Source organism: Streptomyces sp. NPDC046197 (assembly GCF_040646295.1).
GTDB lineage: Bacteria > Actinomycetota > Actinomycetes > Streptomycetales > Streptomycetaceae > Streptomyces.
In genome coordinates, this window is record NZ_JBEYZY010000002.1 from 79,934 (window position 1) to 104,515 (window position 24,582).

At 71.3% G+C, this 24,582-nt stretch carries 24 protein-coding genes and 1 pseudogene; 18 read left to right on the forward strand and 7 right to left on the reverse strand.

Annotated features, from left to right (window positions below; genetic code table 11):
* Positions 1-113: 113 nt before the first annotated feature.
* The 9 genes from AB0A61_RS03055 to AB0A61_RS03095 all read left to right on the forward strand — a co-directional run bounded on the left by AB0A61_RS03055 (position 114) and on the right by AB0A61_RS03095 (position 7,651).
* On the forward strand, positions 114-1,571 hold the full coding sequence (locus tag AB0A61_RS03055) for a menaquinone biosynthesis decarboxylase (RefSeq protein WP_361285191.1): 1,458 nt from the start codon (positions 114-116) through the stop codon (positions 1,569-1,571).
* Complete coding sequence (mqnP, locus tag AB0A61_RS03060) at positions 1,568-2,470, forward strand: menaquinone biosynthesis prenyltransferase MqnP (protein ID WP_361285194.1); 903 nt, start codon at positions 1,568-1,570, stop codon at positions 2,468-2,470. The genes AB0A61_RS03055 and mqnP overlap by 4 nt, the downstream gene beginning before the upstream one ends.
* 47 nt (positions 2,471-2,517) lie before the next feature.
* Positions 2,518-3,189: a flavoprotein gene (locus AB0A61_RS03065; RefSeq protein ID WP_361285197.1), complete on the forward strand. Its 672-nt coding sequence runs from the start codon at positions 2,518-2,520 to the stop codon at positions 3,187-3,189.
* Positions 3,190-3,292: 103 nt separating this feature from the next.
* The gene (locus AB0A61_RS03070; RefSeq protein ID WP_356632422.1) at positions 3,293-3,748 is read left to right on the forward strand and encodes an Lrp/AsnC family transcriptional regulator; all 456 of its coding nucleotides are present in this window, start codon (positions 3,293-3,295) and stop codon (positions 3,746-3,748) included.
* Positions 3,749-3,829: 81 nt separating this feature from the next.
* Positions 3,830-4,993 carry an aminofutalosine synthase MqnE gene (mqnE, locus tag AB0A61_RS03075; protein WP_361285201.1) on the forward strand — a complete coding sequence of 388 codons (1,164 nt, stop codon included), beginning with the start codon at positions 3,830-3,832 and terminating at the stop codon, positions 4,991-4,993.
* Between the two features lie 107 nt (positions 4,994-5,100).
* Positions 5,101-5,787 carry a UdgX family uracil-DNA binding protein gene (locus AB0A61_RS03080; protein ID WP_361285204.1) on the forward strand — a complete coding sequence of 229 codons (687 nt, stop codon included), beginning with the start codon at positions 5,101-5,103 and terminating at the stop codon, positions 5,785-5,787.
* Positions 5,788-5,803: 16 nt separating this feature from the next.
* Complete coding sequence (locus tag AB0A61_RS03085) at positions 5,804-6,328, forward strand: GNAT family N-acetyltransferase (protein ID WP_361285207.1); 525 nt, start codon at positions 5,804-5,806, stop codon at positions 6,326-6,328.
* A 179-nt stretch (positions 6,329-6,507) separates the two neighbouring features.
* Complete coding sequence (locus AB0A61_RS03090; protein WP_361285209.1) at positions 6,508-6,807, forward strand: DUF4229 domain-containing protein; 300 nt, start codon at positions 6,508-6,510, stop codon at positions 6,805-6,807.
* 70 nt (positions 6,808-6,877) lie between these two features.
* Entirely contained in the window at positions 6,878-7,651 is a 774-nt protein-coding gene (locus AB0A61_RS03095; protein ID WP_361285212.1) for a TetR/AcrR family transcriptional regulator, read from the forward strand.
* Between the two features lie 108 nt (positions 7,652-7,759).
* Here the strand turns inward: AB0A61_RS03095 and AB0A61_RS03100 are convergent, their stop codons facing one another.
* Entirely contained in the window at positions 7,760-8,029 is a 270-nt protein-coding gene (locus AB0A61_RS03100; RefSeq protein ID WP_361285215.1) for a hypothetical protein, read from the reverse strand.
* Between the two features lie 350 nt (positions 8,030-8,379).
* Positions 8,380-9,279, reverse strand: coding sequence for a MaoC/PaaZ C-terminal domain-containing protein (locus AB0A61_RS03105; RefSeq protein WP_361285218.1), 900 nt, complete (start codon positions 9,277-9,279; stop codon positions 8,380-8,382).
* A 316-nt stretch (positions 9,280-9,595) separates the two neighbouring features.
* On the opposite strand from AB0A61_RS03105, the gene AB0A61_RS03110 reads away from it, so the two are divergent.
* Together AB0A61_RS03110 and kstD are read left to right on the forward strand one after the other, a co-directional pair.
* Positions 9,596-11,581, forward strand: a complete 1,986-nt coding sequence (locus tag AB0A61_RS03110; RefSeq protein WP_361285220.1) for an AMP-binding protein — start codon at positions 9,596-9,598, stop codon at positions 11,579-11,581.
* A 158-nt stretch (positions 11,582-11,739) separates the two neighbouring features.
* On the forward strand, positions 11,740-13,539 hold the full coding sequence (gene kstD, locus AB0A61_RS03115; RefSeq protein ID WP_361285223.1) for a 3-oxosteroid 1-dehydrogenase: 1,800 nt from the start codon (positions 11,740-11,742) through the stop codon (positions 13,537-13,539).
* Positions 13,540-13,576: 37 nt separating this feature from the next.
* Here kstD and AB0A61_RS03120 read toward each other — a convergent pair.
* Positions 13,577-13,804 (reverse strand): annotated as a pseudogene (locus AB0A61_RS03120) (SAM-dependent methyltransferase); the annotation flags it as partial.
* Between the two features lie 90 nt (positions 13,805-13,894).
* Between AB0A61_RS03120 and AB0A61_RS03125 the strand changes: the two are divergent.
* The gene (locus AB0A61_RS03125; RefSeq protein WP_361285226.1) at positions 13,895-14,233 is read left to right on the forward strand and encodes a hypothetical protein; all 339 of its coding nucleotides are present in this window, start codon (positions 13,895-13,897) and stop codon (positions 14,231-14,233) included.
* Between the two features lie 125 nt (positions 14,234-14,358).
* Here the strand turns inward: AB0A61_RS03125 and AB0A61_RS03130 are convergent, their stop codons facing one another.
* Positions 14,359-14,562 carry a cold-shock protein gene (locus tag AB0A61_RS03130; protein WP_003992177.1) on the reverse strand — a complete coding sequence of 68 codons (204 nt, stop codon included), beginning with the start codon at positions 14,560-14,562 and terminating at the stop codon, positions 14,359-14,361.
* A 298-nt stretch (positions 14,563-14,860) separates the two neighbouring features.
* Here AB0A61_RS03130 and AB0A61_RS03135 point away from each other — a divergent pair, with 298 nt between their 5' ends.
* The 5 genes from AB0A61_RS03135 to AB0A61_RS03155 all read left to right on the forward strand — a co-directional run bounded on the left by AB0A61_RS03135 (position 14,861) and on the right by AB0A61_RS03155 (position 20,202).
* The gene (locus AB0A61_RS03135) at positions 14,861-15,709 is read left to right on the forward strand and encodes a menaquinone biosynthesis protein (protein WP_361285229.1); all 849 of its coding nucleotides are present in this window, start codon (positions 14,861-14,863) and stop codon (positions 15,707-15,709) included.
* A gap of 70 nt (positions 15,710-15,779) precedes the next feature.
* A complete protein-coding gene (locus AB0A61_RS03140; RefSeq protein ID WP_361285232.1) occupies positions 15,780-17,600 on the forward strand; it encodes a protein kinase in 1,821 nt (606 codons plus the stop codon).
* A gap of 121 nt (positions 17,601-17,721) precedes the next feature.
* Positions 17,722-18,936 carry a cyclic dehypoxanthinyl futalosine synthase gene (mqnC, locus tag AB0A61_RS03145; RefSeq protein ID WP_361285235.1) on the forward strand — a complete coding sequence of 405 codons (1,215 nt, stop codon included), beginning with the start codon at positions 17,722-17,724 and terminating at the stop codon, positions 18,934-18,936.
* Between the two features lie 7 nt (positions 18,937-18,943).
* Positions 18,944-19,393 carry a hypothetical protein gene (locus AB0A61_RS03150; protein ID WP_361285238.1) on the forward strand — a complete coding sequence of 150 codons (450 nt, stop codon included), beginning with the start codon at positions 18,944-18,946 and terminating at the stop codon, positions 19,391-19,393.
* A gap of 113 nt (positions 19,394-19,506) precedes the next feature.
* On the forward strand, positions 19,507-20,202 hold the full coding sequence (locus AB0A61_RS03155) for a demethylmenaquinone methyltransferase (protein ID WP_361285241.1): 696 nt from the start codon (positions 19,507-19,509) through the stop codon (positions 20,200-20,202).
* A 200-nt stretch (positions 20,203-20,402) separates the two neighbouring features.
* On the opposite strand, the gene AB0A61_RS03160 is transcribed toward AB0A61_RS03155, so the two are convergent.
* Both AB0A61_RS03160 and AB0A61_RS03165 read right to left on the reverse strand, forming a co-directional pair.
* Positions 20,403-20,714, reverse strand: coding sequence for a PASTA domain-containing protein (locus tag AB0A61_RS03160; RefSeq protein ID WP_361285244.1), 312 nt, complete (start codon positions 20,712-20,714; stop codon positions 20,403-20,405).
* A 120-nt stretch (positions 20,715-20,834) separates the two neighbouring features.
* On the reverse strand, positions 20,835-21,341 hold the full coding sequence (locus tag AB0A61_RS03165) for a GNAT family N-acetyltransferase (RefSeq protein ID WP_361285247.1): 507 nt from the start codon (positions 21,339-21,341) through the stop codon (positions 20,835-20,837).
* A 97-nt stretch (positions 21,342-21,438) separates the two neighbouring features.
* Between AB0A61_RS03165 and AB0A61_RS03170 the strand changes: the two genes are divergently transcribed.
* A complete protein-coding gene (locus AB0A61_RS03170; RefSeq protein WP_361285250.1) occupies positions 21,439-22,722 on the forward strand; it encodes a geranylgeranyl reductase family protein in 1,284 nt (427 codons plus the stop codon).
* Positions 22,723-23,235: 513 nt separating this feature from the next.
* Here the strand turns inward: AB0A61_RS03170 and AB0A61_RS03175 are convergent.
* Entirely contained in the window at positions 23,236-24,051 is an 816-nt protein-coding gene (locus AB0A61_RS03175) for a C40 family peptidase (protein WP_361285253.1), read from the reverse strand.
* Positions 24,052-24,582 lie beyond the last annotated feature (531 nt).

Below are 24,582 nucleotides of genomic sequence, written 5' to 3' on the forward strand. Positions count from 1 at the left end.
AACGCCGCGAAGCCGGGCGGACGGTGACCGGGGCCGTGGGACGGCCCCGGGAACCCGGGCCGAAGCAGGGGTCGGCGCAGGAACAAAGCGGACCCTCGGCGATACTGGGACACATGGCTTACGACGATCTTCGCGCCCTGCTCAGGGCGCTGGAGCGCGAGGGCGACCTCAAGCGCATCAAGGCCGAGGTCGACCCGTATCTGGAGGTCGGGGAGATCGTCGACCGGGTGCAGAAGTCCGGCGGTCCCGCGCTGCTCTTCGAGAATGTGCGCGGTTCCGCCATGCCGCTCGCCATGAACGTCTTCGGGACCGACCGGCGGCTGCTGAAGGCCCTGGGCCTGAAGTCCTACGGCGAGATCTCCGACCGGATCGCCGGCCTGCTCAAGCCCGAACTGCCGCAGGGCTTCGTGGGGATGCGCGAGGCCTTCGGCAAGCTCGGCGCGATGGCGCACGTACCGCCGAAGAAGGTGAAGTCCGACAACGCGCCCGTGCAGGAGGTGGTCCTGCACGGCGACGACGTCGACCTGGACCGGCTGCCCGCGCTGTTCACCTGGCCACAGGACGGCGGGTCCTTCTTCAACCTCGGGCTCACGCACACCAAGGACCCGGAGACCGGGATCCGCAACCTCGGGCTGTACCGCCTCCAGCGCCACGACAAGCGCACCATCGGCATGCACTGGCAGATCCACAAGGACAGCCGCAACCACTACCAGGTGGCGGCGCGCAGGGGCGAGCGCCTCCCGGTCGCCATCGCCTTCGGCTGCCCGCCCGCCGTGACCTACGCCTCCACCGCTCCGCTGCCCGGCGACATCGACGAGTACCTGTTCGCCGGGTTCGTCGCGGGCAGGCGGATCGAGATGGTGGACTGCAAGACCGTGCCGCTGCAGGTGCCGGCCAACGCCGAGGTCGTGCTGGAGGGGTGGCTGGAGCCCGGGAAGATGCTCCCGGAAGGCCCGTTCGGCGACCACACCGGTTTCTACACCCCGCAGGAACCCTTCCCGGCACTGACCATCGACTGCGTGACGATGCGGAAGCGACCGCTGCTGCAGTCGATCGTCGTGGGCCGGCCGCCCACCGAGGACGGACCCCTCGGCAGGGCGACGGAGCGGTTCTTCCTCCCCCTGCTGAAGATCATCGTGCCGGACATCGTGGACTACCACCTGCCGGAGGCGGGCGGCTTCCACAACTGCGCGATCGTCTCGATCGACAAGAAGTACCCCAAGCACGCCCAGAAGGTGATGCACGCGATCTGGGGGGCGCACATGATGTCCCTCACGAAACTGATCGTGGTCGTCGACTCCGACTGCGACGTGCACGATCTGCACGAGGTCGCCTGGCGGGCCCTCGGCAACACGGACTACGCCCGCGACCTCACGGTGGTCGAGGGCCCGGTCGACCACCTCGACCACGCCTCGTACCAGCAGTTCTGGGGCGGCAAGGCGGGCATCGACGCGACGAAGAAGTGGCCCGAGGAGGGGTACACGAGGGACGGGGGCTGGCCCGACATGGTGCTGTCCGACCCCGAGACGGCGGCGAAGGTCGACCGCCGCTGGAAGGAGTACGGCCTGTGACCAGCGCCTCCGCCGCGATCGGTCAGCCGGGACGCACCAAGGCGTTTCTGCGCCTGGTGATGATCGAGCACTCCGTCTTCGCGCTCCCCTTCGCGTACATCGCCTCGCTGACCGCCATGTACCAGTGGGACCGCACCATCCACTGGAGCTGGCTGTTCCTCGTCACGCTCGCGATGGTGGGCCTGCGCACCTTCGCCATGGCCGTCAACCGGATCATCGACCGCGAGATCGACGCGCGCAATCCCCGGACGGCCCACCGCGAGCTGGTGACCGGTGCGATGTCGGTGAAGCACGCCTGGACGGGCGCGCTGATCGCGCTGGTGGTGTTCCTGGGCGCCGCCGCCCTGCTCAATCCGCTGTGCCTGGCGCTGGCCCCCATCGCGGTGATCCCGATGGTGGTCTATCCCTACGGCAAGCGGTTCACCAACTTCCCGCAGGCCATCCTCGGTCTCGCGCAGGCCATGGGCCCCGTCGGCGGCTGGCTGGCGATCAGCGGCCAGTGGTCCTGGGACGCGGTGATCCTGGGCCTCGCCGTCGGCGTCTGGATCGGCGGCTTCGACCTGATCTACGCCTGTCAGGACGTCGCGACCGATCGCGAGATCGGCGTCATGTCGGTCCCGGCCCGCTTCGGCATCCCGGCGGCGATCCGGGGGGCCCGGGTCTGCCACACGGTGACCACGGCCCTGTTCGTCTGGTACGCCCTGGTCACCGGCGCCGGTGCCTTCTTCTGGCTGGGCCTGGTGATCGTGGCCGGCGCGTTCGTCTACGAGCACAGCATCGTCCGCCCGCACGACCTGTCCCGCCTCAACCGCGCCTTCTTCAGCGTCAACGGATTCATCGGCATCGCCCTGTTCGTGTGCGCGCTGCTGGATCTGCTGGTGCGAGGGCTGACGGTCTGAAACCCTCACGGTCCGGATCTTGAGCGCCGGCGGATAGGCTCGACACCATGAATCCAGGACAAGCCCAGCGCACGCCTTGGATCGTGGGGGTGTCCGGAGCATCCGGCACGCCCTACGCGGCGGCGGTGCTGCGCGCGCTGCTCGACGCTGGGGAAAGCGTCGACCTGGTGGTCAGCCGGGCCTCGCGGCTCACCCTGCTCGACGAGACCGGCATCTCCTTCCGGGACGCCCACTGGCAGGACGACCTGCGGGACTGGCTGTCCCTCGGCGCCGACGGCAAGCCCGGGACCTTCGACGTGGACGTCGCCGGGATACGGCACTGGAGCGCCGGGGACCTGGCGGCCGGGCCGTCCTCGGGCTCGTACCCGGCCAAGGGCATGCTGATCGTGCCCGCCTCGACCGCCTGCGTGGCGGGTGTCGCGCTCGGGCTGTCCAAGGACCTGCTGCAGCGGACGGCGAGCGTGACCCTCAAGGAGGGCCGCCCGCTGGTCGTGGCCGTGCGGGAGACCCCGCTGAACGGGCAGACGCTGCGGCACCTGGTGACGCTGGACGACGCGGGCGCGACCGTGCTGCCCGCCTCGCCCGCCTTCTACGCCGGAGCGACCCACATCCAGCACCTGGTGGATTTCGTCGCCGGGCGGGCCCTCGACGCGGTGGGCGTGGCACACCGGCTGTACCGCCGCTGGGAGGGCGAACTGGGCGGTTCCCGCCCCGCGTGAGCACCGCCGGGCGGCCGGCGGCACGCAGACATCACTTCAGGAACACCCTTACTTCAGGAATCTGATCCGTCATCGGATCTCTTCAGCGGAAGGCTTCGATCGCATGGACGCGGTGGACAGGCAGCTCATCCAGGCCCTGAGGGAGAACGGCCGGGCCTCCTACGCGGAGCTGGGGCGCCTCGTCGGCCTGTCGGGACCGAGTGTCACCGACCGCATCAACCGGCTGGAGGCGGCCGGCGTCATCACCGGCTACCGCGCCACCGTGAACGCCGCCTCCCTCGGCCTCGGGGTGATCGCCCTGATCGGCATCTCGCTGTCCGACGCCGCCGACCACGAGGACGTGGCGCGCCGGCTGAAGGACCTGCCGGAGATCGAGGACTGCTGGTTCATCGCGGGTGACGACTCCTTCATGCTCAAGGTGCGTGCCACGGACGTCGACGGCCTGGAGAAGATCATCCGGCGGCTGTCCGGCACCAAGGGCGTCTCCCGCACCCGTACCACGATCGTGCTGTCCACGAAGTGGGAGAACCGGGTGGGTGAGCTGCCGGAAGAGGTGTAGGCGCGTAGCGCCGTACGGGGGCGCCGCCCGCCCGAGGGGCGGGGGGTAACGTTGGCCGAGCTGTCGTAGAAAGGTGTGAGCATGGACGTCGGGCTCAAGCGCGAGCTGGAGGAGAAGGTCCGCTCCGGTGAGCGGCTGACCCGCGAGGACGGCATCGCGCTGTACGAGTCGGACGACCTGGCCTGGCTCGGCGGCCTCGCACACGAGGTGCGCACCCGCAAGAACGGTGACGTGGTCCACTTCAACGTCAACCGCCACCTCAACATGACGAACGTGTGCACCGCGTCCTGCGCCTACTGCTCCTTCCAGCGCAAGCCGGGCGAGAAGGACGCGTACACGATGCGCATCGAGGAGGCGGTCAAGCTCGCCAAGTCGATGGAGTCGGAGAACCTCACCGAGCTGCACATCGTCAACGGCCTGCACCCGAACCTGCCGTGGCGCTACTACCCGCGTTCGCTGCGCGAGCTGAAGGCCGCCCTGCCGAACGTCTCGCTGAAGGCGTTCACGGCGACGGAGATCCACCACTTCGAGACCATCTCGGGGCTGAGCGCCTCCGAGATCCTCGACGAGCTGATCGACGCCGGTCTGGAGTCGCTGACCGGCGGCGGCGCGGAGATCTTCGACTGGGAGGTCCGGCAGCACATCGTCGACCACCGGACCCACTGGGAGGACTGGTCGCGCATCCACCGCCTGGCGCACGAGAAGGGTCTGAAGACCCCGTGCACCATGCTGTACGGCCACATCGAGGAACCCCGCCACCGCGTGGACCACGTGCTCAGGCTCCGTGAACTGCAGGACGAGACAGGCGGCTTCCAGGTCTTCATTCCGCTGCGCTACCAGCACGACTTCGTCGACGTGAAGGACGGCAAGGTCCGCAACCGGCTCCAGGCCCGCACGACGATGGCGACCGGCGCCGAGGCGCTGAAGACCTTCGCGGTCTCGCGGCTGCTCTTCGACAACATCCAGCACGTCAAGGTCTTCTGGGTGATGCACGGCGTGCAGACCGCGCAGCTCGCGTTGCAGCACGGCGCCGACGACATGGACGGCTCGGTGGTCGAGTACAAGATCACGCACGACGCGGACAACTTCGGCACCCCGAACAAGCTGACCCGCGAGGACCTGCTGGAGCTGATCCGGGACGCGGGCTTCCGCCCGGTGGAGCGCAACACGCGGTACGAGATCATCCGCGAGTACGACGGCCCGGACCCGCTGCGCCGGGAGTCCCCGCAGCCGATGCGGGTGTGACGACGGTCTGGGACGACGGCTGGGACGACGGTCTTCGGCGACGGTCTTCGGGAGGGGTGGCCGCAAGCCGGCCGTGACGCCGGTGGCCGGGCGGGTACCCGTCCGGCATGGCCACCACCAAGGCGAAGGCCGCCAAGGCCCCCGAGGACGCCTACACCGCCGAGCCGTTCGTCCCCGAACACGCCGAGCGCGCCGACCCGGCCGCGCTGCGCGAGGCCGCGGCCGGCTGCCGGGGGTGCCCGCTGCACCGGGACGCCACGCAGACCGTGTTCGGCGCCGGGAACCCCGACGCGCGGGTGATGCTCGTCGGCGAGCAGCCCGGTGACCAGGAGGACCGGCAGGGCAGGCCGTTCGTCGGGCCGGCCGGGAAGCTGCTGGACCGGGCGCTGGCCGAGGCGGGCATCGACCCCGGCGAGGCGTACGTCACCAACGCGGTCAAGCACTTCAAGTTCACCCGGTCCGAGCCCGGCAAGCGCCGGATCCACAAGGCGCCGAGCCTGCGCGAGATGACCGCGTGCGGGCCCTGGCTGGCGGCCGAGCCGGCCCTCGTCGAGCCCGGGCTGATCGTGATCCTGGGCGCCACGGCGGGCAAGGCGCTGCTCGGCTCGTCGTTCCGGGTCACCCAGGTGCGCGGGACGGTGCTGGAGCAGACGATCCACGGGCGGCCGGAACGGCTCGTGGCGACGGTGCACCCGTCGTCCGTACTGCGCGCGGACGACCGGGAAGGGGCGTACCGCGGTCTGGTATCGGACCTCAAAATCGCGGCGAGGGTGTTGTCGGGAGACAGGGTGTAATAGATACACTCGCATCATGCCCCTTACCTTTTCGCTGGATCCCTCCGTCGACCCGGCCCTGCGCGACGGAATCCTCGACCTGTGGACCGACGTGACGGACGCGGGCGGCGCGGTCGGCTTCGTGGCGCCCGCCTCACGGGAGGCGATACGTCCGGAGCTGGTGAAGCACTTCGTGGCGATGGCGGAGGGCCGCGCCCGGCTCATGGTCGGCCACGACGAGGACGGGCGTGTCGCCGCGGCGGCCTTCCTCACCTTCAACACCCACCGGCTGATGACCCACTGGCTGTGGCTGTACACGGTGATGGTGCACCCGCGTCACCAGGGCAAGGGCTACGGGCGGGACCTGCTGGCCGCGGCGGCCGACGCGGCGCGCGGCCTCGACGGCATCGAGGCGATACGGCTCACCTGCCGCAGTGGGCTGGGCCTGGAGCGGTTCTACGCCTCCTGCGGCTACAAGGAGGTCGGCCGGGTGCCCGGTGCGATCCGTGTCGCCCCGGAGGACGACCGCGACGACGTGATCATGCTGCTGCCGCTGACCTGAGCGCTTTTCCGCCGGCCTGAGCGCCGGCCCGCTGCCCCGCCGACCTGAGCGGCCCTGCCGGCCTGAGCGCCGGCCCGGGGCTTTCGCCCCCTCGGCACCCCCTTGCAAGATCGGGCCCCGGACGTGCTTCACTGGACGGTGCCCCCTTTGGGATTGTTCGAACGAAAGAGTGGATTGAGATGCTCCGCTACACGCTGATGCGCCTCGGGATCTTCGCGGGCTGCCTCGTGGTCGTCTGGGGCCTCGTCTACTCCGGCATCGTCCCGCGCGGACTGGGCGACTCCAACGGCCTGTGGATCGTCCTGCTCTCCCTGGTGATCTCGGCCCCGATCAGCTTCGTCGTACTGCGCAAGGAGCGGGACCGGGCGTCCGTGCAGGTCGCCGCCCGGGTCGACCGGATGAAGGCGAACATCGACGCCAACCGCGCGCAGGAGGACCTGGCGGACGACACGGCGCGGGCCCAGGGCCAGACGTCCTGATTCGGCCGTCCTGACCGCCCGGGACCGATCGGCCGGGCAACCCCCGGCCCGCGACCGTAGGCTTGCCCCCATGGGTGCCGTGAAGACCAGGCGGATGCCGCGGGCGGTCCGGGAACAGCAGATGCTGGACGCCGCCGTACAGATCTTCGGCCAGCGGGGATACATGGCCGCGTCGATGGACGAGATAGCCGAACTGGCAGGCGTTTCCAAGCCGTTGGTCTACCTGTACCTCAACTCCAAGGAAGACCTCTTCACCGCCTGCATCCGCCGCGAGGCCACCGCGCTGACCGAGGCCGTCCGCGCCGGTGTCCGCCCCGGTCTGCCCGCCGACCGCCAACTGTGGGAAGGGCTGCGCGCGTTCTTCACGCACACCGCCGAACACCCGGACGGCTGGACGGTGTTGCACCTGCAGGCCCGCACGCACGGCGAGCCCTTCGCGGCCGAGATCGCCGCCATGCGCACGGAGATCGTCGCGTTCGTCACCCAGCTGATCGCCGTCGCCGCCCGGGAGGCCCGCCCCCAGGCCCTCGGCCGCGCTCGAGCAGGGGACGACCCCCATGACCCCGGCCTGCCGGAGTGCGAGGCCGCCGGTCACGACCCCGGCCTGCCGGAGTGCGAGGCCGCCGGTCACGACCCCGGCCTGCCGGAGTGCGAGGCCGCCGGTCTCGCCGAGGCCCTGGTCGGCGCGGCCGAGTCCCTCGCCGCCTGGGCCAACGCCACGCCGGGCGTCACGGCCCGCCAGGCGGCGGCGACCCTGATGAACTTCGCCTGGGCGGGCCTGGGGAACCTCACGGAGAGCCGGCCCTGGAGTCCTCCGCGCCGCTCCGGCTCCGAACCGCACTAGGTCCTGTCGTCAAATCCCCGTCGTCCGCCCGAAGGGCGGGCCCGGTGGCGTCATAGGGCCCGGTGCGACGGTGGGGGCCCCGCCGCCCTTCGGCCGGGACGTCGGTGCTCAGCGGGTGCCGTGCAGTTCCTGCTGCCACAGCGCCTCGCACAACAGGTCCAGGCCCTGGCGCTGGTGGCGCCGGTAGGTGCCGTACGGAAGGCCGAGGCGGCGGGCGGCGGCCTCCTGGGTGGGCGCACCGGAGAAGTAGCTCGCCGTCAGGGCTTCGCGGGCGCGTACTCCGCGTGGGTCGCGGGCGAGGTCGTCGACGGCTTGGCGCAGCAGGGCGCGCAGTTCTTTGGCGGGGTCGGTGAGGTCGGCCGCCAGGCGGGCGCGCATCAGGGCGCAGGCGGCGAAGGCGGCCGGGTCGCGCCAGTGCGTCAGGGCTTCGCGTACGGCCTGGCCGAACTCGGTGCGCGAGACGGCGGACGGCCCGGGCTGGGCAGGGGCGTCGGTGGCCGATACGAAGCGGCCGAGCCAGGTCGGTCTGCTTCACCGTCAGGGTTGATCCGAACGGCGGCCGTACCCGACCACCGACCGACTCGGCTGAAGTACCTGAGTACCTGGTACCTGGGTACCTGAAGTACCCAAAGCGCCTGAAGCACCCCAAGTGCCTCGATGACCCCAAGTCCTTCAAGTACCTGAAGTATCAGGCATCTTGCCGTAACGATCCGCCGGTAGTCCACCATTCACATCAGCGGCGGGAGCACCTCACCCACGACGTGCACCCGTCCCCTCCCGTCGCCGCCGCGCAGCTCGAAGCGCCCGGCGCCGTCCGACGCGTACGTCACCGTCCCCGGCAGCAGCACCGGGGCCCGGAACTCCACCCGCACCGTCGCCGCTTCGGGCACGCCGTGTGCGGCGAGGCAGCGGGCCGCGGTCCACATGCCGTGTGCGATCGCCCGCGGGAAGCCGAACAGGCGGGCGGTGAGCGGGGAGAGGTGGATGGGGTTGCGGTCGCCGGACGCGGCGCCGTAGCGCCGCCCCACGTCACCGCCGAGCCGCCACTCGGCGACGGCGGGCAGCGGCACGCCCGGCTCACCGGGAAGGCCGGAGGGGCGGTCGCCGGGACGGGCCCCGGCACCGGTGCGGTGCCGGGCGAGGTATGTGCTCGTCGACTCCCATACGAGGGTCCCGCCGGACCGCAACCCGGTGACGACGGTGGCCTCCGTGCCGCGCCGGTGCGGAGCCAACCCCGCGACGTGCACGGCCAGTTCGTAGGTGCCCGTCGCGGCCGGGGCCGAGTGCCGGGTGATGTGGATGGAGGTGTGGACCAGGCCGAGCAGCGGCAGCGGAAAGTCCCCGCCGCTCATCAGGCTCATGGCCAGCGGGAAGCCCAGCACGTGCGGATACGTGATGGGCAGGGCGTCGTCGCCGGTGGCGAAGCCGCACACCCGCTCGTAGGCGGCCAGCCGTGCGAGGTCGGTGCGGACGGCGGGCAGCACGAGCCGGGTGGTGGGGAAGGCCGCGTCCGGGCGGAAGCGCTTGAAGGGCGAACGCAGGGCGCCGCGGGCCAGCAGCGGGGCCAGGGCCGGGGGGCGGGTGAGGACGACCGAGGTGAAGTCACCGGCGCCGGACGACACCGTCATGGTTCCCCCATTGCTTACTCGGAAGTAATGTTACCGGCGGTAAGTCTATGTCAGAGGTACGGAGAAGGTGGAGATGAGTCCCCTTGAGTCCCTCCTCGCCCACCCCGCGCCGGAAGTTTGAAGATTGCACAGCGCCGGCGCCGGACCATCTCCGGACCCTCCCTGAACCCGCACGAACTCCCCACGAGGGCGCCGTACGATCCCGGTCCAACCGGCGGTAACACCCAAGCCGTGCACCGCTGGTGAACGACTCGGTGCGCGCAGCGCGTACCTCATGCAGCAGTGCCGTACGTAGCTGCAGGCCTCAGGAGCTGCCATGCCCATCTCGTATTCGTCGTCGTCCCCGTCGTCCCCGTCGTCCCCGTCGTCCTCGTCGTCGCCCGTGCCGCCGCCCGCCGCGGAGTTCGACTACGACCCGGACGGCGGACCGGCGCTCGTGGAACCGGAGACACGGCGGCTGGACGGGCAGGTGCGGGAGGCGTATGTCCCGCCACTGGTACCGGCGGTGAGGCACGGCTCGCTGGCCGACCTGCCGTTCGAGAACGCGGGCGCGGACCCCGCACACCGGGTGTTCAGCCGCCGGGCGGCGGACGGCCGGTGGACGGACGTGACCGCGGCGCAGTTCGCGGCGCAGGTGCAGGCCCTGGCCAAGGGGCTGATCGCGGAGGGGCTGACGCCGGGCGACCGGATCGCGGTCATGGCCCGCACGACGTACGAGTGGACGCTCCTCGACTTCGCAGCGTGGGCCGCGGGCCTGGTCACCGTCCCCGTGTACCCCACGTCCTCCCTGTTCCAGACCCGATGGATCCTCCAGGACTCAGGCGCGGTCGCCCTGGTGACGGAGACGGCGGGCCAGGCGGCGGCCCTCGCGACCGAGCGTGAGCGCCTGTTGGGCCTGCGCCACATGTGGGTGATCGAGAAAGGTCACATCGAGCGTCTCGCGGAGCTCGGCGAGGCGACGGTCCCGGACCAGGAGATCACCGTACGCAGGGGAGTCCTCGGCCCCGACACCCTGGCCACCCTGATCTACACCTCGGGTACCACGGGCCGCCCGAAGGGCTGCGCGCTGACCCACGGCAACTTTCTGGCGGAGGTCGACAACGCAGTAGAGCTGCTGCACCCCGTCTTCAAGGCGAAGACGGCGGACGAGCCCTCGACCCTGCTCTTCCTTCCGCTGTCGCACGTCTTCGGCCGCATGGTGGCGATCGCCTGCGTCCGCGCCCGGGTACGGCTGGGCCACGCGCCCAGCCTCAGGGCGGAGGACCTGCTGGCCGACCTGGCGAGCTTCCGGCCCACCTTCCTGCCGGCCATCCCGTACATGCTGGAGAAGATCTACAACAATGCGCGGGCGGTGGCCGAGCGCGGCGGCCGGGTCTCCTCGTTCGACCGGGCGGCGGCCGTGGCACGCCGCTACGGCGAGGCGGTCGAGGCCCGCCGGCACGGCACGGGCCCCGGCCCGGCCCGCACCCTGAGGACGGCACGCGCCTTCTACGACCCGCTGGTCTACCGGCGCATCCGGGGTGCTCTCGGCGGCCGCCTCCGCCATGTGATCTGCGGTGGCTCCCCGCTCGGCCGGGGCCTGGCCGCCTTCTACGCCGGTGCGGGCGTCGAGATCTACGAGGGCTACGGTCTGACCGAGACGACGGCCGCGGCGACGGTGACGCCGCCGCAGAAACCCCGTCTGGGCACGGTGGGTTGGCCGCTGCCCGGAACCCGGGTGAGGATCGCCGCGGACGGCGAGGTGCTGCTGAGTGGGGGCCAGGTCTTCCGGGGGTACTGGGACCCGCACGCCGGCGGGGTGGTCACCGCGACGTACGACGGCTGGTTCCCGACGGGAGACATCGGCCACCTCGACGACGAGGGCTACCTCACCATCACCGGCCGCAAGAAGGAGATCCTGATCACGGCCGGAGGCAAGAACGTGGCCCCGGCCCCCCTGGAGAACTGGCTCCGCTCCCACCCCCTCATCTCCCAGTGCATGGTCCTCGGCGACGGCCGCCCCTACGTCTCCGCCCTGATCACCCTCGACCCCGACGGCATCACCCACTGGCGCCAGATGAACGGCAAGCACCCGGTGCCGCCGGAACTGCTGGTCGGCGATCCGGAGTTGACGGCGGTCCTGCAACGGGCCGTGGACGAGGCCAACAAACTGGTCTCCCGGCCGGAGTCCATCCGCCGCTTCGCCGTCCTCCCCGTGGACTTCACGGAGGAGGCGGGCCACCTGACCCCGTCCATGAAACTGCGCCGCGAGGCCGTCATGCGGGACTTCGCGCGCGCGGTGGAGGGACTGTACGAGCGGTAACCGGGTGCGGGTGCGGGTGCGGGTGCGGCGGCGGCGGCCGGCACGTGTCTTGACTTCGCAGGACCGCCGCGCCACATTCCCACCCCGCGTCTCCGCACCTCCGTACCTCCGTACCTCCGCACCTCCTCCCTTTCCTCGTCAGGTTGGAGCGACCTGCCATGGACACGAGCGCGGAACTCGCAAGACGTAGACCGTCCACCCAGGCGGCCGACCTGCCGTCCCGGCGACGGGTACTGGCCGGTGCCGGCGGGGTCGGCCTGGCCGTCGCGGCCGGAGTGGCGACGGCCGCCCGCGCCGCCGACCTCCCCCTGCTCGGCACGTACGACGTCGTCGTCATCGGCTCCGGCGCGGCCGGTATGACCGCCGCGCTCACCGCCGCCCGGCACGGGCTGAGCTGTGTGGTCGTGGAGAAGGCGCCGACCTTCGGCGGGTCGGCGGCCCGTTCCGGCGCCGGGATCTGGGTGCCCAACAATCCCGTGCTCCTCGCCGCGGGCGTTCCCGACACCCCAGCGAAGGCCGCCGCCTATCTCGCCGCGGTCGTCGGCGCGGACGTCTCCGCCGAGCGGCAGCGGGCCTTCCTCGGGCACGGGCCCGCGATGATCTCGTTCGTGATGGCGAACAGCCCCCTGCGCTTCCGCTGGATGGAGGGTTACAGCGACTACTACCCCAAGCTGCCCGGCGGTCTGCCCGGCGGCCGCTCCATCGAGCCCGACCAACTCGACGGCAACGTCCTGGGCGCCGAACTCGCCCGTCTCAACCCGCCTTACATGCCGGTCCCGGCCGGCCTGGTCGTCTTCAGCGCGGACTACAAGTGGCTCGCCCTGGCCGCGGTGACCGTCAGGGGGGCGGCGGTCGCCGCCGAGTGCCTGGCCCGCGGGACCAAGGCGGCCCTGCTGGGGCAGAAGCCGCTGACCATGGGGCAGGCGCTGGCCGCCGGCCTGCGGGCCGGGCTGCTGGCGGCCGGAGTGCCGGTGTGGCTCGACACCCCGCTCACCGATCTGTATGTCGAGGGCGGCACCGTCACCGGGGCGGTGGTCACTCGTGAGGGATCACCGGGGCTCGTACGGGCCCGGCGCGGTGTCGTGGTCGGCTCCGGCGGCTTCGAGCACAACGCGGCCATGCGCGCGCGGTACCAGCGGCAGCCCGTCGGCACCGACTGGACCGTCGGAGCCAAGGAGAACACCGGGGACGGCATCCGCGCGGGCGAGCGGGCCGGGGCGGCGCTCGACCTGATGGACGACGCCTGGTGGGGACCGGCCATTCCGCTGCCCGACCAGCCGTACTTCTGCCTCGCCGAACGCACCCTCCCCGGCGGTCTCCTCGTCAACGCCGCCGGCCGGCGCTTCGTGGACGAGGCCGCCCCCTACAGCGACGTCGTCCACACGATGTACGACCGCAACACCGGCGATCCCGACATCCCGGCCTGGCTGATCGTCGACCAGAACTACCGCAACCGCTACCTCTTCAAGGACGTCGCGCCGACCCTGCCGCTCCCCGACGCCTGGTACGGCTCGGGCGCCGCGTACAAGGCCTGGACGCTGGACGCGCTCGCCACGGCCACCGGGGTGCCGGGTGCCGCCCTGCGGGCCACCGTCGACCGCTTCAACTCCCTCGCCCGCGGTGGCGCGGACCCCGACTTCCACCGCGGCGACAGCGCGTACGACCACTACTACACCGACCCGTCCGTGCTGCCGAACTCCTGCCTCGCACCGCTGTGGCTGCCGCCCTTCCATGCCTTCCGGATCGTCCCCGGCGACCTCGGCACCAAGGGCGGCCTGCGCACGGACCCGCGGGCGCGCGTGCTGCGCGCCGACGGCTCGGCGATCCCCGGGCTGTACGCCGCGGGGAACGCCAGCGCCGCCGTCATGGGGCGCAGTTACGCGGGGGCGGGCTCGACGATCGGACCGGCGATGACGTTCGGGTACATCGCGGCGCTCGACCTGGCCGGGGCGCCTTGAGGAGGCGACAGACCCCGGCCTGAGCGGGCAGCGGCGGTCAGGGGCGCTTGCGGGCGATCAGGAACGCCTGCGGGACCAGTTCTCCGAGCGTCTCGTCCGGCTCCCGTACCGTCCGTGAGTGCGGTGCGAACCCGGCCGCCGCCAGCAGTCCGGCGATCTCCTCGGGCTGCCGCCGCTGGAAGTCCAGGGAGACCGGGTGGCCGAAGGGACGCTCGAGGCGGCGAGGCTCGTCGCCGACCTGGAAGGCGACGAAAACCGGTGACAACCGGCCGCGCCGCGAGCGCACGCGGGCGGGGCTGTCGCTGTCCGAGCCGGCCGAACGTGCGTGCCGTTCCGCGCGCTGGTGGAGCCGCCGGTGCCGGCCGTGCAGGTGATCCGCGCGGGGCAGGGGCCCACGGTCCATTCCGAGCAGTCCGGCTGCGTCGCCACCCTGCTTTCGGCGAGTCCGCCGCGGGCGCGGCGCGACATTTATTGCGTGTGGCTGGAACCCGACACCGCACGCGATTCGGAACCGCACATCCCGGGGACGGTGGAGCACATCGTGATGAGTGCCGGCAAGGTGAAGGCGGGACCGCGCGGAGAGAGCGCGGAGCCGGAGGCCGGAGACCACATGTCGTATCGCGGCGATCTGCCGCACGCGTACGAGCCGCCGACGCCCGGGACCAAGTTCGTGCCGATCATGCAACACGCCTAAGGACCGCGAGGGAAAAAGTTCGCGGAGAATTCACCACGCGCCCAACAAGGCAGGAGCCCCGTCGCCGAATGGCGCGGGGCTCCTTGGGTACTGCAATCAGATCTGTATTACTGCGCGCGGAACGCTCAGACCGGGGTGACGTTCTCCGCCTGCGGGCCCTTCGGACCCTGCGTCACGTCGAAGCTCACCTGCTGGTTCTCTTCGAGGGAGCGGAAACCGCTCGCGTTGATCGCGGAGTAGTGGACGAAGACGTCGGGGCCGCCGCCTTCCTGGGCAATGAAGCCAAAGCCCTTTTCGGCGTTGAACCACTTCACGGTTCCGGTAGCCATAAGCCCTCCTTGGGCTCAAAGGGTCGCCCTGCTCCAGAACCTGCAAGTGATAACGGCGGGGCCGCACAACTGCATGCGTCTGAAAACGACCAGAGCCCGCGGTTACATGCTCCGCAGGCTCTGTACTGCAAGGGAAACCAAACTGCAACTTGCTGGTGAGCCTAGCATGTGGGCAGCGGAAAGCAACAGAGGTCAAGATCACGTCACCCGAATGTTTGAAGCCTCTGGGGAGAGCTTGACATAGAGGAGCCGAGGGGGTGGAGCCCGGACCGCTCCGGGCAGGGTCTAGCCTCCGGACGTGGACAATTCTCGCACCCGGCCGCGCGTCGGCCACATCCAGTTCCTCAACTGCCTGCCCCTGTACTGGGGGCTCGCGAGAACGGGCACGCTCCTCGACTTCGAGCTCACCAAGGACACCCCCGAGAAGCTCAGCGAGCAGCTGGTGCAGGGAGACCTGGACATCGGGCCGATCACCCTCGTCGAGTTCCTCAGGCACGCGGACGACCTGGTCGCCTTCCCCGACATCGCCGTGGGCTGCGACGGCCCGGTGATGTCCTGCGTGATCGTCTCGCAGGTCCCGCTGGACCGGCTGGACGGCGCCCGCGTGGCCCTCGGCTCGACCTCCCGCACCTCGGTACGCCTCGCCCAGCTGCTGCTCGCCGAGCGCTACGGCGTACGGCCGGACTACTACACCTGCCCGCCCGACCTCGGCCTGATGATGCGGGAGGCGGAGGCCGCGGTGCTCATCGGGGACGCGGCCCTGCGCGCCAACCTGCTGGACGGCCCGCGTTACGGCCTGCAGGTGCACGACCTGGGCGCCCTGTGGAAGGAATGGACCGGGCTGCCCTTCGTGTTCGCGGTCTGGGCGGCGCGCCGGGACTACCTGGAGCGGGAGCCGTCCATCACCCGGCAGGTGCACGAGGCCTTCCTCTCCTCCCGCAACCTGTCCCTGGAAGAGGTCGCCAAGGTCGCCGAGCAGGCCGCCCGCTGGGAGGCCTTCGACCAGCAGGTGCTGGAGAAGTACTTCACCACGCTCGACTTCCGGTTCGGCGGCCCGCAGTTGCGGGCCGTCGCCGAGTTCGCGCGGCGCGTCGGGCCGACGACCGGGTTCCCCGAGAACGTGAAGGTGGAGCTGCTCCAGCCGTAGCAGCCGCGAGGGGGACGGACCCCTCGGCACTACCCTGCTGGGAGAGGCGTACGGGGGAGGGGTGGACGCCATGCAGCCGCTCGACGGGGACGAACCCACTGCCGTCGGGCCCTACCGGCTTCTCGGCCGGCTGGGCTCGGGCGGCATGGGCCGCGTCTATCTGGGGCGCAGCGAGGGTGGCCGTACGGTCGCGGTGAAGATCGTGCACCCGCACTTCGCGCTCGACGAGGAGTTCCGGGCCCGCTTCCGGCGCGAGGTCGAGGCCGCCCGCCGGGTGGGCGGCGCGTGGACCGCGCCGGTCCTGGACGCCGACCCCGAGGCGGCGGTGCCGTGGGTCGCCACCGCCTACGCGGCCGGGCCGTCCCTCGCGGCCGCGGTCGCCTCCGGTGGCGCACTGCCCCCGCACTCGGTACGGGCGCTCGGCGCGGGCCTCGCCGAGGCGCTGGCGGCGGTGCACGAACTGGGCCTGGTGCACCGGGACGTGAAGCCGTCGAACGTCCTGCTCACCCTGGACGGCCCCCTGCTGATCGACTTCGGCATCGCCCGCGCCACCGACGGCACGGCGTCCCTGACCTCCACCGGCGTGTCGATCGGCTCGCCCGGCTACATGTCGCCCGAACAGATCCTGGGCAAGGGCGTCACGGGAGCGGCTGACGTCTTCTCCCTGGGCGCGGTCCTGACCTACGCGGCGACCGGCGAACCGCCCTTCCGCGGCGACTCCTCGGCCGCGCTGCTCTACAAGGTGGTCCACGAGGAGCCCGAACTGGGCTCCTGGGACGGCCACTTGCGGGACACGGCGACGGCCTGCCTGGCGAAGGACCCGGGCGCCCGGCCGACCCCCGCCGAGCTGGCCCGGCGGCTGGCCCCCGAGGGCGCGGCACGACTGGTGGCGGGCGGCTGGCTGCCCGGAAAGCTGGTCGAGGAGGTCAGCCGGAGCGCCGTACGGCTGCTGAACCTCGAGGCGACGGGGACGGCTCCGGTCTCCGGCCCGGTGCAGTTCAGCAGGGCTTCGACGGCGCCGCCGGAGGCCTCACCGGGCAGCGCCGAAGCGGCTCGCACCTCCGCGGCGTCCCCTGCAATCCCCGCGTCCCCCGCGTTGCCTGCAACCCCCGCGTCCCCTGCACCCGCCGCGGCTTCCACCGGGCCGGTCGCCGGGGAGTTCGGGCCTCCGCCCGTCATGCCGAGCGCGTCTGCGGCCGTACCGCACCCGTCCGTCCCCGAGCCGCGGGACGCCCCACCGCGGGAGGCGCCGCGGCAGGACACGGACACACCGGTGTCCGGCACCCCGGATCCGGCCGACGCCCCGGTGCCGAGGCCCGGCAGGTTCTCCGTCACCGTGGCGGCCGGATCGGCGCGTGAGGCCGGCGGCCGGCGGCGGCTGAGTTGCAGCGTGGTGCTCGCGGTCGCGGGGGCGCTGGCCGCGGTGTCGGTGGTCGGGATTCCCCTGCTGGGCAGAGACGGCGGGAGCGGTGGGGGCAGCGGCGCCGCCGACGGCGGCGCCCGCCCGGCGACATCGTCCTCGGCGCCGGCCGGTGCCGTGCCCGGCGTGTACATCGGGACCTGGCGGGGCGAGGGCACGGTGAGCGCGCTCGGGCAGGACCTGCCGGGCGGCACCTACGACATCGTCATCCGCCAGGCCGCGCCCGGCGGCGTCGTCGGCTCGGTCACCCAGACGGACGCCCTCGGGGGCACGTGCGTCGACGTCCTCACCCTCAAGTCGGCCACGGACAAGGAACTCGTGGCGGTCGGCCGCGGGCAGAAGGGCAACCCGTCGCACTGTGTCCCGGACGCCCACCTGGTCCGGCTGCGCCCCGACGGCGACGCCCTCCGTTTCACCTCCGTGGATCCCAGGGCCGGCAACCCGAAGGCCCAAGTGGAGCGCGTGCGCTGAGGCGGACCACAGGCGCCGCGGGCTGACGCCGGCCGGAGAAACGGCTGGCGTAGGCTGGGCGGGTCCGTCCACACCCCTGACGAATCCTGCGAATCCTGCGAATCCTGTGAAAGGGACACCGGTGACCGAGAAGGCCGACCTCACGTCTTTTGATGTCACAGCCGTCCTCGACCGTGCCGCCGCAGGTGGGCGGATCACCCCAGAGGAAGCACTCGACCTCTACCGTCACGCGCCGCTGCACGCCCTGGGAGCCGCCGCCGACGCCGTGCGCCGCCGGAAGTACGCGGGCACCGAGCACATCGCGACGTACATCATCGAGCGCAACATCAACTACACGAACGTGTGCGTCACGGCGTGCAAGTTCTGCGCCTTCTACGCGGCCCCGAAGGACACCGAGAAAGGCTGGACGCGCGACCTGGACGACATCCTGCGCCGGTGCGCCGAGACGGTCGAACTCGGCGGTACGCAGATCATGTTCCAGGGCGGTCACCACCCGGACTACGGCGTCGAGTACTACGAGAAGCACTTCCGCGCCATCAAGGACGCCTTCCCGCAGCTGGTGATCCACTCGCTGGGCGCGTCCGAGGTCGAGCACATGGCGCGGATCTCCGGGGTGTCGGTGGAAGAGGCCATCACGCGCATCCACGCGGCCGGTCTCGACTCCTTCGCCGGTGCCGGCGCCGAGTTGCTGCCGGAGCGGCCGCGCAAGGCCATCGCCCCGCTGAAGGAGTCCGGCGAGCGCTGGCTGGAGATCATGGAGGCGGCGCACCGGCTCGGCGTGGAGTCCACCTCCACCATGCTCATGGGCACCGGCGAGACCAACGCCGAGCGCATCGAGCACCTGCGGATGATCCGCGACGTGCAGGACCGCACGGGCGGCTTCCGCGCCTTCATCCCGTACACCTACCAGCCGGAGAACAACCACCTGAAGGGCCGCACCCAGGCGACCCTCTTCGAGTACCTGCGGATGATCGCCGTCGCCCGCCTCTTCCTCGACAACGTGATGCACATCCAGGGCTCGTGGCTGACCACCGGCAAGGACGTCGGACAGCTGACCCTGCACTACGGCGCCGACGACCTGGGCTCGATCATGCTGGAGGAGAACGTCGTCTCCTCGGCCGGCGCCAAGCACCGCTCCAACCGGCTGGAGATCATCGATCTGATCCGGAAGGCGGGGCGTGTCCCCGCCCAGCGGTCCACGACGTACGAGCACCTCGTCGTGCACGACGACCCGGCGAACGACCCCGTCGACGAGCGGGTGGCGTCCCACATCTCCTCGACGGCGATCGCGGGCGGGACCGCGCATCCCGAGCTGAAGATCCTCGCCTCCAACTGACGCGGACGTGCTGACCATTCATGCGGCGCCCGAGGTCCGGTGCACCTGGGACGATCCGGAGGTGATCGAGGACGGTGCCGTGGCCGTCCAGGGCACCCGGGTCGCCGCGGTGGGGCGGTTCGCCGAGCTGCGGGAGCGGTTCCCGGGCGCGCGCGTGCGGCGCTGGCCCGCGGTTCTCGGACCCGCGCGGATCCATGACGGCCCCCTGCCGGACGCCCCCAGTCCGCGCGAGCGCGTCCACGAGGTGCTGAAGCTGGGCGCGGTGGCCGTCCTGGCGGAGTACGTCGACTCGCCCGAACTCCGGGCGGCGGCCGAGCGCAACGACGTCGTCGTCCTCGCGTGCCCGCGCCCGACGGCCATCGCCGACGCCGGGCGCGCCGACCTCTGCGCCCTCGACGAGACCGGAGCCTGTGTCGCCACCGTCTGCGCGGGGCGACTCGTCCATCGCAGACGCTGACGGCTCACCCGGCGGCACCCTGACGGCTGTGCGGGTGGGCGGAGGACGCGTCGGCGGGGAAGAAGCCGAGGCTGCCTCCACGACCTCGTACCCCCTGCTGCCACAATGGGTCCGTGACCCGCGCATCCCTGGAGAAGCAGCCGCACGAAGTCGCCTCGATGTTCGACGACGTGGCGGAACGGTACGACCTGACCAACGACGTGCTGTCGCTCGGCCAGGACCGGCGCTGGCGCAAGGAGGTCGCCACGGCGGTCGACGCCCGGCCCGCGCAGAAGATCCTCGATCTCGCCGCCGGGACGGCCACCTCCTCGCTGCCCTTCACCCGGGCCGGCGCCTACGTCGTCCCCTGCGACTTCTCCCTCGGCATGCTCCGGGTCGGCAAGCGCCGGAACGCCTGGCTGCCGTTCACCGCGGGCGACGCGACGAGGCTGCCGTTCAAGGACGACACCTTCGACGCCGTCACCATCTCCTTCGGGCTGCGCAACGTGCAGGACACCGACGCGGCGCTGCGCGAGATGTACCGGGTGACCCGGCCGGGCGGCCGGGTGGTGATCTGCGAGTTCTCGCACCCGACTTGGGCGCCGTTCCGCACCGTCTACACCGAGTACCTGATGCGCGCCCTGCCGCCCGTCGCGCGCGCGGTGTCGTCGAACCCCGACGCCTACGTCTACCTCGCCGAGTCCATCCGTGCCTGGCCCGACCAGCCCGCGCTGGGCGAGCGGCTGCGCACGGCAGGCTGGTCGAAGGTGGCCTGGCGCAACCTCACCGGTGGAATCGTGGCCCTGCACCGCGGCTTCAAAGAGGTCTGACCCGACCGTCTTGGCAGGGCCGGCGGTCTCGTCGGCCCCGGTGAGGCTCCGGGCGGTCGGTCGACGAGCGCGTACCGGTTGGCGGTCGGCCGACGACCGCGTACCGGTTGGTGGCCGGTCGACGAGCGCGTACCGGTTGGTGGCCGGTCGACGAGCGCGTACCGGTTGGTGGCCGGTCGACGAGCGCGTACCGGTTGTGGTCAGCCGACGACCGCGTACGGGTCGCCCGGCTCGTCGAGTTCGCGTTGCAGCCCGCCGCTCGGCGGACGTGGCACGCGCGGCTCGCGCACTCCCGCGCCTCCGCCGCCCTCGCCCTCGCCGAAGTCGAACCAGACGGTGACGACGGCGCCGCGCGGCACTTCGACGCCCGGCTGCGGATACTGCCGTACGACGTAGTCGACGACGGCGCGGTGGAAGTCGGGCCGGTCGGGCGCGGCGAGCAGCACGCCCCGCGCCTCGGCCGTCTCGCGCGCGTCCACGGCCATCAGTCCGACCAGCCGCGGTACGCGCACCTCAGGTGTCTTGGGCGTTATGTGCACAGACGTCACCCCCAGCGGTACAGGCAGGGTAACCCGCCCCACGCGCCCGCCGGAAGCATTGGGTGTCTTTCCGTGACATTCGACTACTGTGCGTCACAATTCGAGGCGGTAGCAGTGCCCCTGCTGCTTCGACGCGGGCGTCACGAAGGTCTCGGCGAGGCGCATGCCGAGCCGCTGGGTGACCGCGATCGACCGGGCATTGCGGGCGTTGACCATGGCCACCACACTCGGCACGCTCGCGGCCCGCAACCTCTCCAGGGTCATCTGCGCGGCCGCCGTGACGTACCCCCGCCCCCAGTGCTCCCGTCCGAGCCGCCACCCGATCTCCATCTCGCCCACCGGCCCCCACTCGCCCGGCCACGGCTGGGCACCCGTGAACCCGATGACCCGGTCCGAATCGTCCAGCATGGTCCACAGGCAGAAGCCGTGCTCGGCGTCGTGCCGCCGCTGGCGGGCGGTGAGTTCCTCGTAGACGGACAACTCCGCCGGCCTGCCGCCGTGGAACTCCATGACATCCGGGTCGTCGAAGATCCGGTGCCAGGCGACGGCGTCCTCGTCGGTGGGGACGCGCAGCCGTACGACGGGGAGAGCTCGGTTCACGGGGGCAGCCCTTCAGCCGGGTGATCAATTCTGCTGCATAGACTGCCCATGTCCAGTGCCCGTCGGCACCCAGATTTCGAACCCGGGAGATCCCGACGTGACCGAGCCCCTCTCCGACAACACCGCCGATGTGATCGTCGTCGGCGCGGGGCCAGCCGGCTCCACGACCGCGTACCACCTGGCCCGGGCCGGACTCGACGTACTCCTGCTGGAGAAGACCGAGTTCCCGCGGGAGAAGGTCTGCGGCGACGGCCTCACCCCACGCGCCGTCAAGCAGCTCGTGGCGATGGGCATCGACATCTCCGAGGAGGCCGGCTGGCTGCGCAACAAGGGCCTGCGGATCATCGGCGGCGGCGTCCGGCTCCAGCTGGACTGGCCCGATCTCGCCTCCTTCCCCGACTACGGACTCGTCCGCAAGCGCGACGACTTCGACGAGCAGCTCGCCCGCCAGGCCCAGAAGGCGGGCGCGCGTCTGTACGAGCGCTGCAACGTCTCCGGTCCGGTCGTCGACGACCGCACCGGGCGCATCACCGGCGTCACCGCCAAGCTGGGCGAGGAGAAACGCGAGGTCACCTTCCACGCGCCGCTGGTGGTCGCCGCCGACGGCAACTCCACCCGGCTGTCGCTGGCGATGGGCCTGCACCGCCGCGAGGACCGCCCGATGGGCGTCGCGGTCCGCACGTACTTCACCTCCCCGCGCCACGACGACGACTACCTGGAGTCCTGGCTGGAGTTGTGGGACCGCCGCGGCCCGCAGGACCGGCTGCTGCCCGGCTACGGCTGGATCTTCGGCATGGGCGACGGCACGTCGAACGTCGGTCTGGGCGTCCTCAACACCTCCGACTCCTTCAAGGAACTGGACTGGCGCGAGGTCCTGAAGGCCTGGTGCGCCTCCATGCCGGAGGACTGGGGGTACACCCCTGAGAACATGACCGGCCCGATCCGCGGCGCCGCCCTGCCCATGGCCTTCAACCGCCAGCCCCACTACACCAAGGGCCTGCTGCTCGTCGGCGACGCGGGCGGCCTGGTGAACCCCTTCAACGGCGAGGGCATCGCCTACGCCATGGAGTCCGGCCAGCTCGCCGCCGACGTCATCGTCCAGGCGCACGCGCGGTCGACGCCCGCCGGGCGCGAACTGGCCCTGCAGCGCTACCCGCGCGTCCTGAAGGACACCTACGGCGGCTACTACACGCTGGGCCGCGCCTTCGTGAAGCTCATCGGCAACCCGAAGGTCATGAAGGTCGCAACACAGCGGGGCCTGACCCACCCGCTGCTGATGAAGTTCACCCTCAAGCTCCTCGCCAACCTCACCGACCCGACGGGCGGCGACGCGATGGACCGCATCATCAACGGCCTGAGCAGGGTGACCCCGAAGGCGTGAACCGCGGGACGGTGTGGTGAGGATGCCGTAGTCGGCAGACACGGGGGGTTCCGGCCCGCGGAGCCCCTCCCCGCCCTGCGGTTCTCACGACGACAGAACATCCGCGGAAGCCGCCGCAGCACCGCACCCATCCGCGGAAGCCGCCGCAGCACCGCTCCCATCCGCGGAAGCCGCCTCAGCCCCCCGCTCCCACCGGCAGGCGCGTCCTCGCCGCCGTCGGGGAAGCGGTCGGCGCCGGCGGCGCGGCGAGCCGTCAACGCACTGTTGGACCCGGACAATTCGGGCGCTTCGCGCCGTGGGAGCCGGGAGCTGTGCCGCTCGCCGGAGATGGAGCCCCTCCAGCGCGTCGACGAGGTGCGCTGCCGGCTCGGCCTGCCCGCACCTTCGAGCCGGGTGAGCCGGAATGGGCCGAAGTTGCCGGAATTGCCCTGGAGGTGCCGGAGATGCGCCGGAAGGGCCGCTGCCCCCGAGCGGCTGCGGCCCTTCACCCCGTACGGCTGTTCGTGGGTGTCCTCAGAGCACCCGGACCGCGCCGCTCGGCGGGTCGTAGGACAGCGGCTTCTCGACGACACCGCTGGACGGGTTCTGCGCGCCGACGAACATGCCGTCGCCGACGTACACCGCCACGTGGTAGGCGCTGCCGGCGCCACCCCAGTACAGGATGTCGCCCGGCTGCAGGTTGCTCAGCGACACCTGGGTGCCGGCGGTCGACTGGTCCTGCGAGACGCGCGGCAGGCTGACGCCGACCTGCTTGAAGGCGGTCTGCACCAGGCCGGAGCAGTCGAAGGCGGTCGGGCCGGTGGCACCGGAGACGTAGGCCTTGCCGATCTGCGCCTTGACGAAGGCGATGACCGCGGCGGCCGAACCGGTCGCCGTGGAGGTGCTGGTGGAGGGGCTCGAAGCGCTCGCCGTGGCGGCGAGCGTGGTCCGCTCGGTGCTGCGCGAGGCGCGCTCGGCGGCGGCCTTGCGGGCGGCCTCCTCGGCCGCCTTCTTCTTGGCCTCTGCCTTCTGCTTCGCCTCGGCGAGGTCCGCCTTGGCCTGCTGTGCGGCCTTTGCGGCGGCCGCGTCACGCTCGGCCTGCAGCTGGTAGTTCGCGGCCGCCTGCTGCGTGGCGTCCGCGGACTGGGCGACCTGAGCGGCCAGGTCGGCCGTCAGGGTGGGCAGTTCAAGGGTCTGGGTCACCGGCTCGGCGGCGTTCGCCGACGAGGCCGACGCACCGGCCACTGCCAGGGTGCTGAGGACGCCACTGGCAACTCCAGCCCGCATCGCGACTTTCGACGCGCTACGGCGGGGCTTCCGGTGGCTGCGTATGTGAGCGGTGTGGGACATGGGAATAACGGGTACCAGGGGCTCCTTCATATCTTCAAGAAACGTGTGGTGCGCCACATTTACTCAACGGGGAGCCCGAAACCCGGTCGGGTGACTCTTTATTGACGCCGTAACGGACATTGCGGACGCCAGCGATCATGCCTGTGATCATGGTGTTTCGCTGTTACGCCCGAATTGCCCCGCACCTACCACTGGTTGGGGCCGTTGGCCAAGCCCGCTTCTCATGGGGCTCTCGTCGATGTGGCCGAGGTCACGGAACGGTCACCAGGACGCCCGCGTTCCGCAACAGAGCCCCGCCTTGCCCCGCGGGCCTGGGTTTGCACCTTCTGTCTCATTGGTCCCACCGAGTCGAAGCCCGCGTGGGAGGCGCCCGTGAAGACGGTGCCCGGCTTGTGAAGAGACGAACGTGTCCACTTCGCGGTTCGCCGTCCCCCTGATGTGTGAAAAGAGGTCCTATACCAAGGGGTTGACGCCGTCCGCCACTTTGCGCCGGACGCGGCTCATCTGGTAATGCGCACCCCCTCTCACCAG

Bases quoted from the DNA above. Each gene is read 5' to 3' on its own strand.
- AB0A61_RS03055 (WP_361285191.1), top strand. From the start codon at position 114: ATGGCTTACGACGATCTTCGCGCCCTGCTCAGGGCGCTGGAGCGCGAG.
- AB0A61_RS03065 (WP_361285197.1), top strand. From the start codon at position 2,518: ATGAATCCAGGACAAGCCCAGCGCACGCCTTGGATCGTGGGGGTGTCC.
- AB0A61_RS03070 (WP_356632422.1), top strand. From the start codon at position 3,293: ATGGACGCGGTGGACAGGCAGCTCATCCAGGCCCTGAGGGAGAACGGC.
- mqnE (WP_361285201.1), top strand. From the start codon at position 3,830: ATGGACGTCGGGCTCAAGCGCGAGCTGGAGGAGAAGGTCCGCTCCGGT.
- AB0A61_RS03080 (WP_361285204.1), top strand. From the start codon at position 5,101: ATGGCCACCACCAAGGCGAAGGCCGCCAAGGCCCCCGAGGACGCCTAC.
- AB0A61_RS03085 (WP_361285207.1), top strand. From the start codon at position 5,804: ATGCCCCTTACCTTTTCGCTGGATCCCTCCGTCGACCCGGCCCTGCGC.
- AB0A61_RS03090 (WP_361285209.1), top strand. From the start codon at position 6,508: ATGCTCCGCTACACGCTGATGCGCCTCGGGATCTTCGCGGGCTGCCTC.
- AB0A61_RS03095 (WP_361285212.1), top strand. From the start codon at position 6,878: ATGGGTGCCGTGAAGACCAGGCGGATGCCGCGGGCGGTCCGGGAACAG.
- AB0A61_RS03100 (WP_361285215.1), bottom strand. From the start codon at position 8,029: ATGCGCGCCCGCCTGGCGGCCGACCTCACCGACCCCGCCAAAGAACTG.
- AB0A61_RS03105 (WP_361285218.1), bottom strand. From the start codon at position 9,279: ATGACGGTGTCGTCCGGCGCCGGTGACTTCACCTCGGTCGTCCTCACC.
- AB0A61_RS03110 (WP_361285220.1), top strand. From the start codon at position 9,596: ATGCCCATCTCGTATTCGTCGTCGTCCCCGTCGTCCCCGTCGTCCCCG.
- kstD (WP_361285223.1), top strand. From the start codon at position 11,740: ATGGACACGAGCGCGGAACTCGCAAGACGTAGACCGTCCACCCAGGCG.
- AB0A61_RS03130 (WP_003992177.1), bottom strand. From the start codon at position 14,562: ATGGCTACCGGAACCGTGAAGTGGTTCAACGCCGAAAAGGGCTTTGGC.
- AB0A61_RS03140 (WP_361285232.1), top strand. From the start codon at position 15,780: ATGCAGCCGCTCGACGGGGACGAACCCACTGCCGTCGGGCCCTACCGG.
- AB0A61_RS03175 (WP_361285253.1), bottom strand. From the start codon at position 24,051: ATGTCCCACACCGCTCACATACGCAGCCACCGGAAGCCCCGCCGTAGC.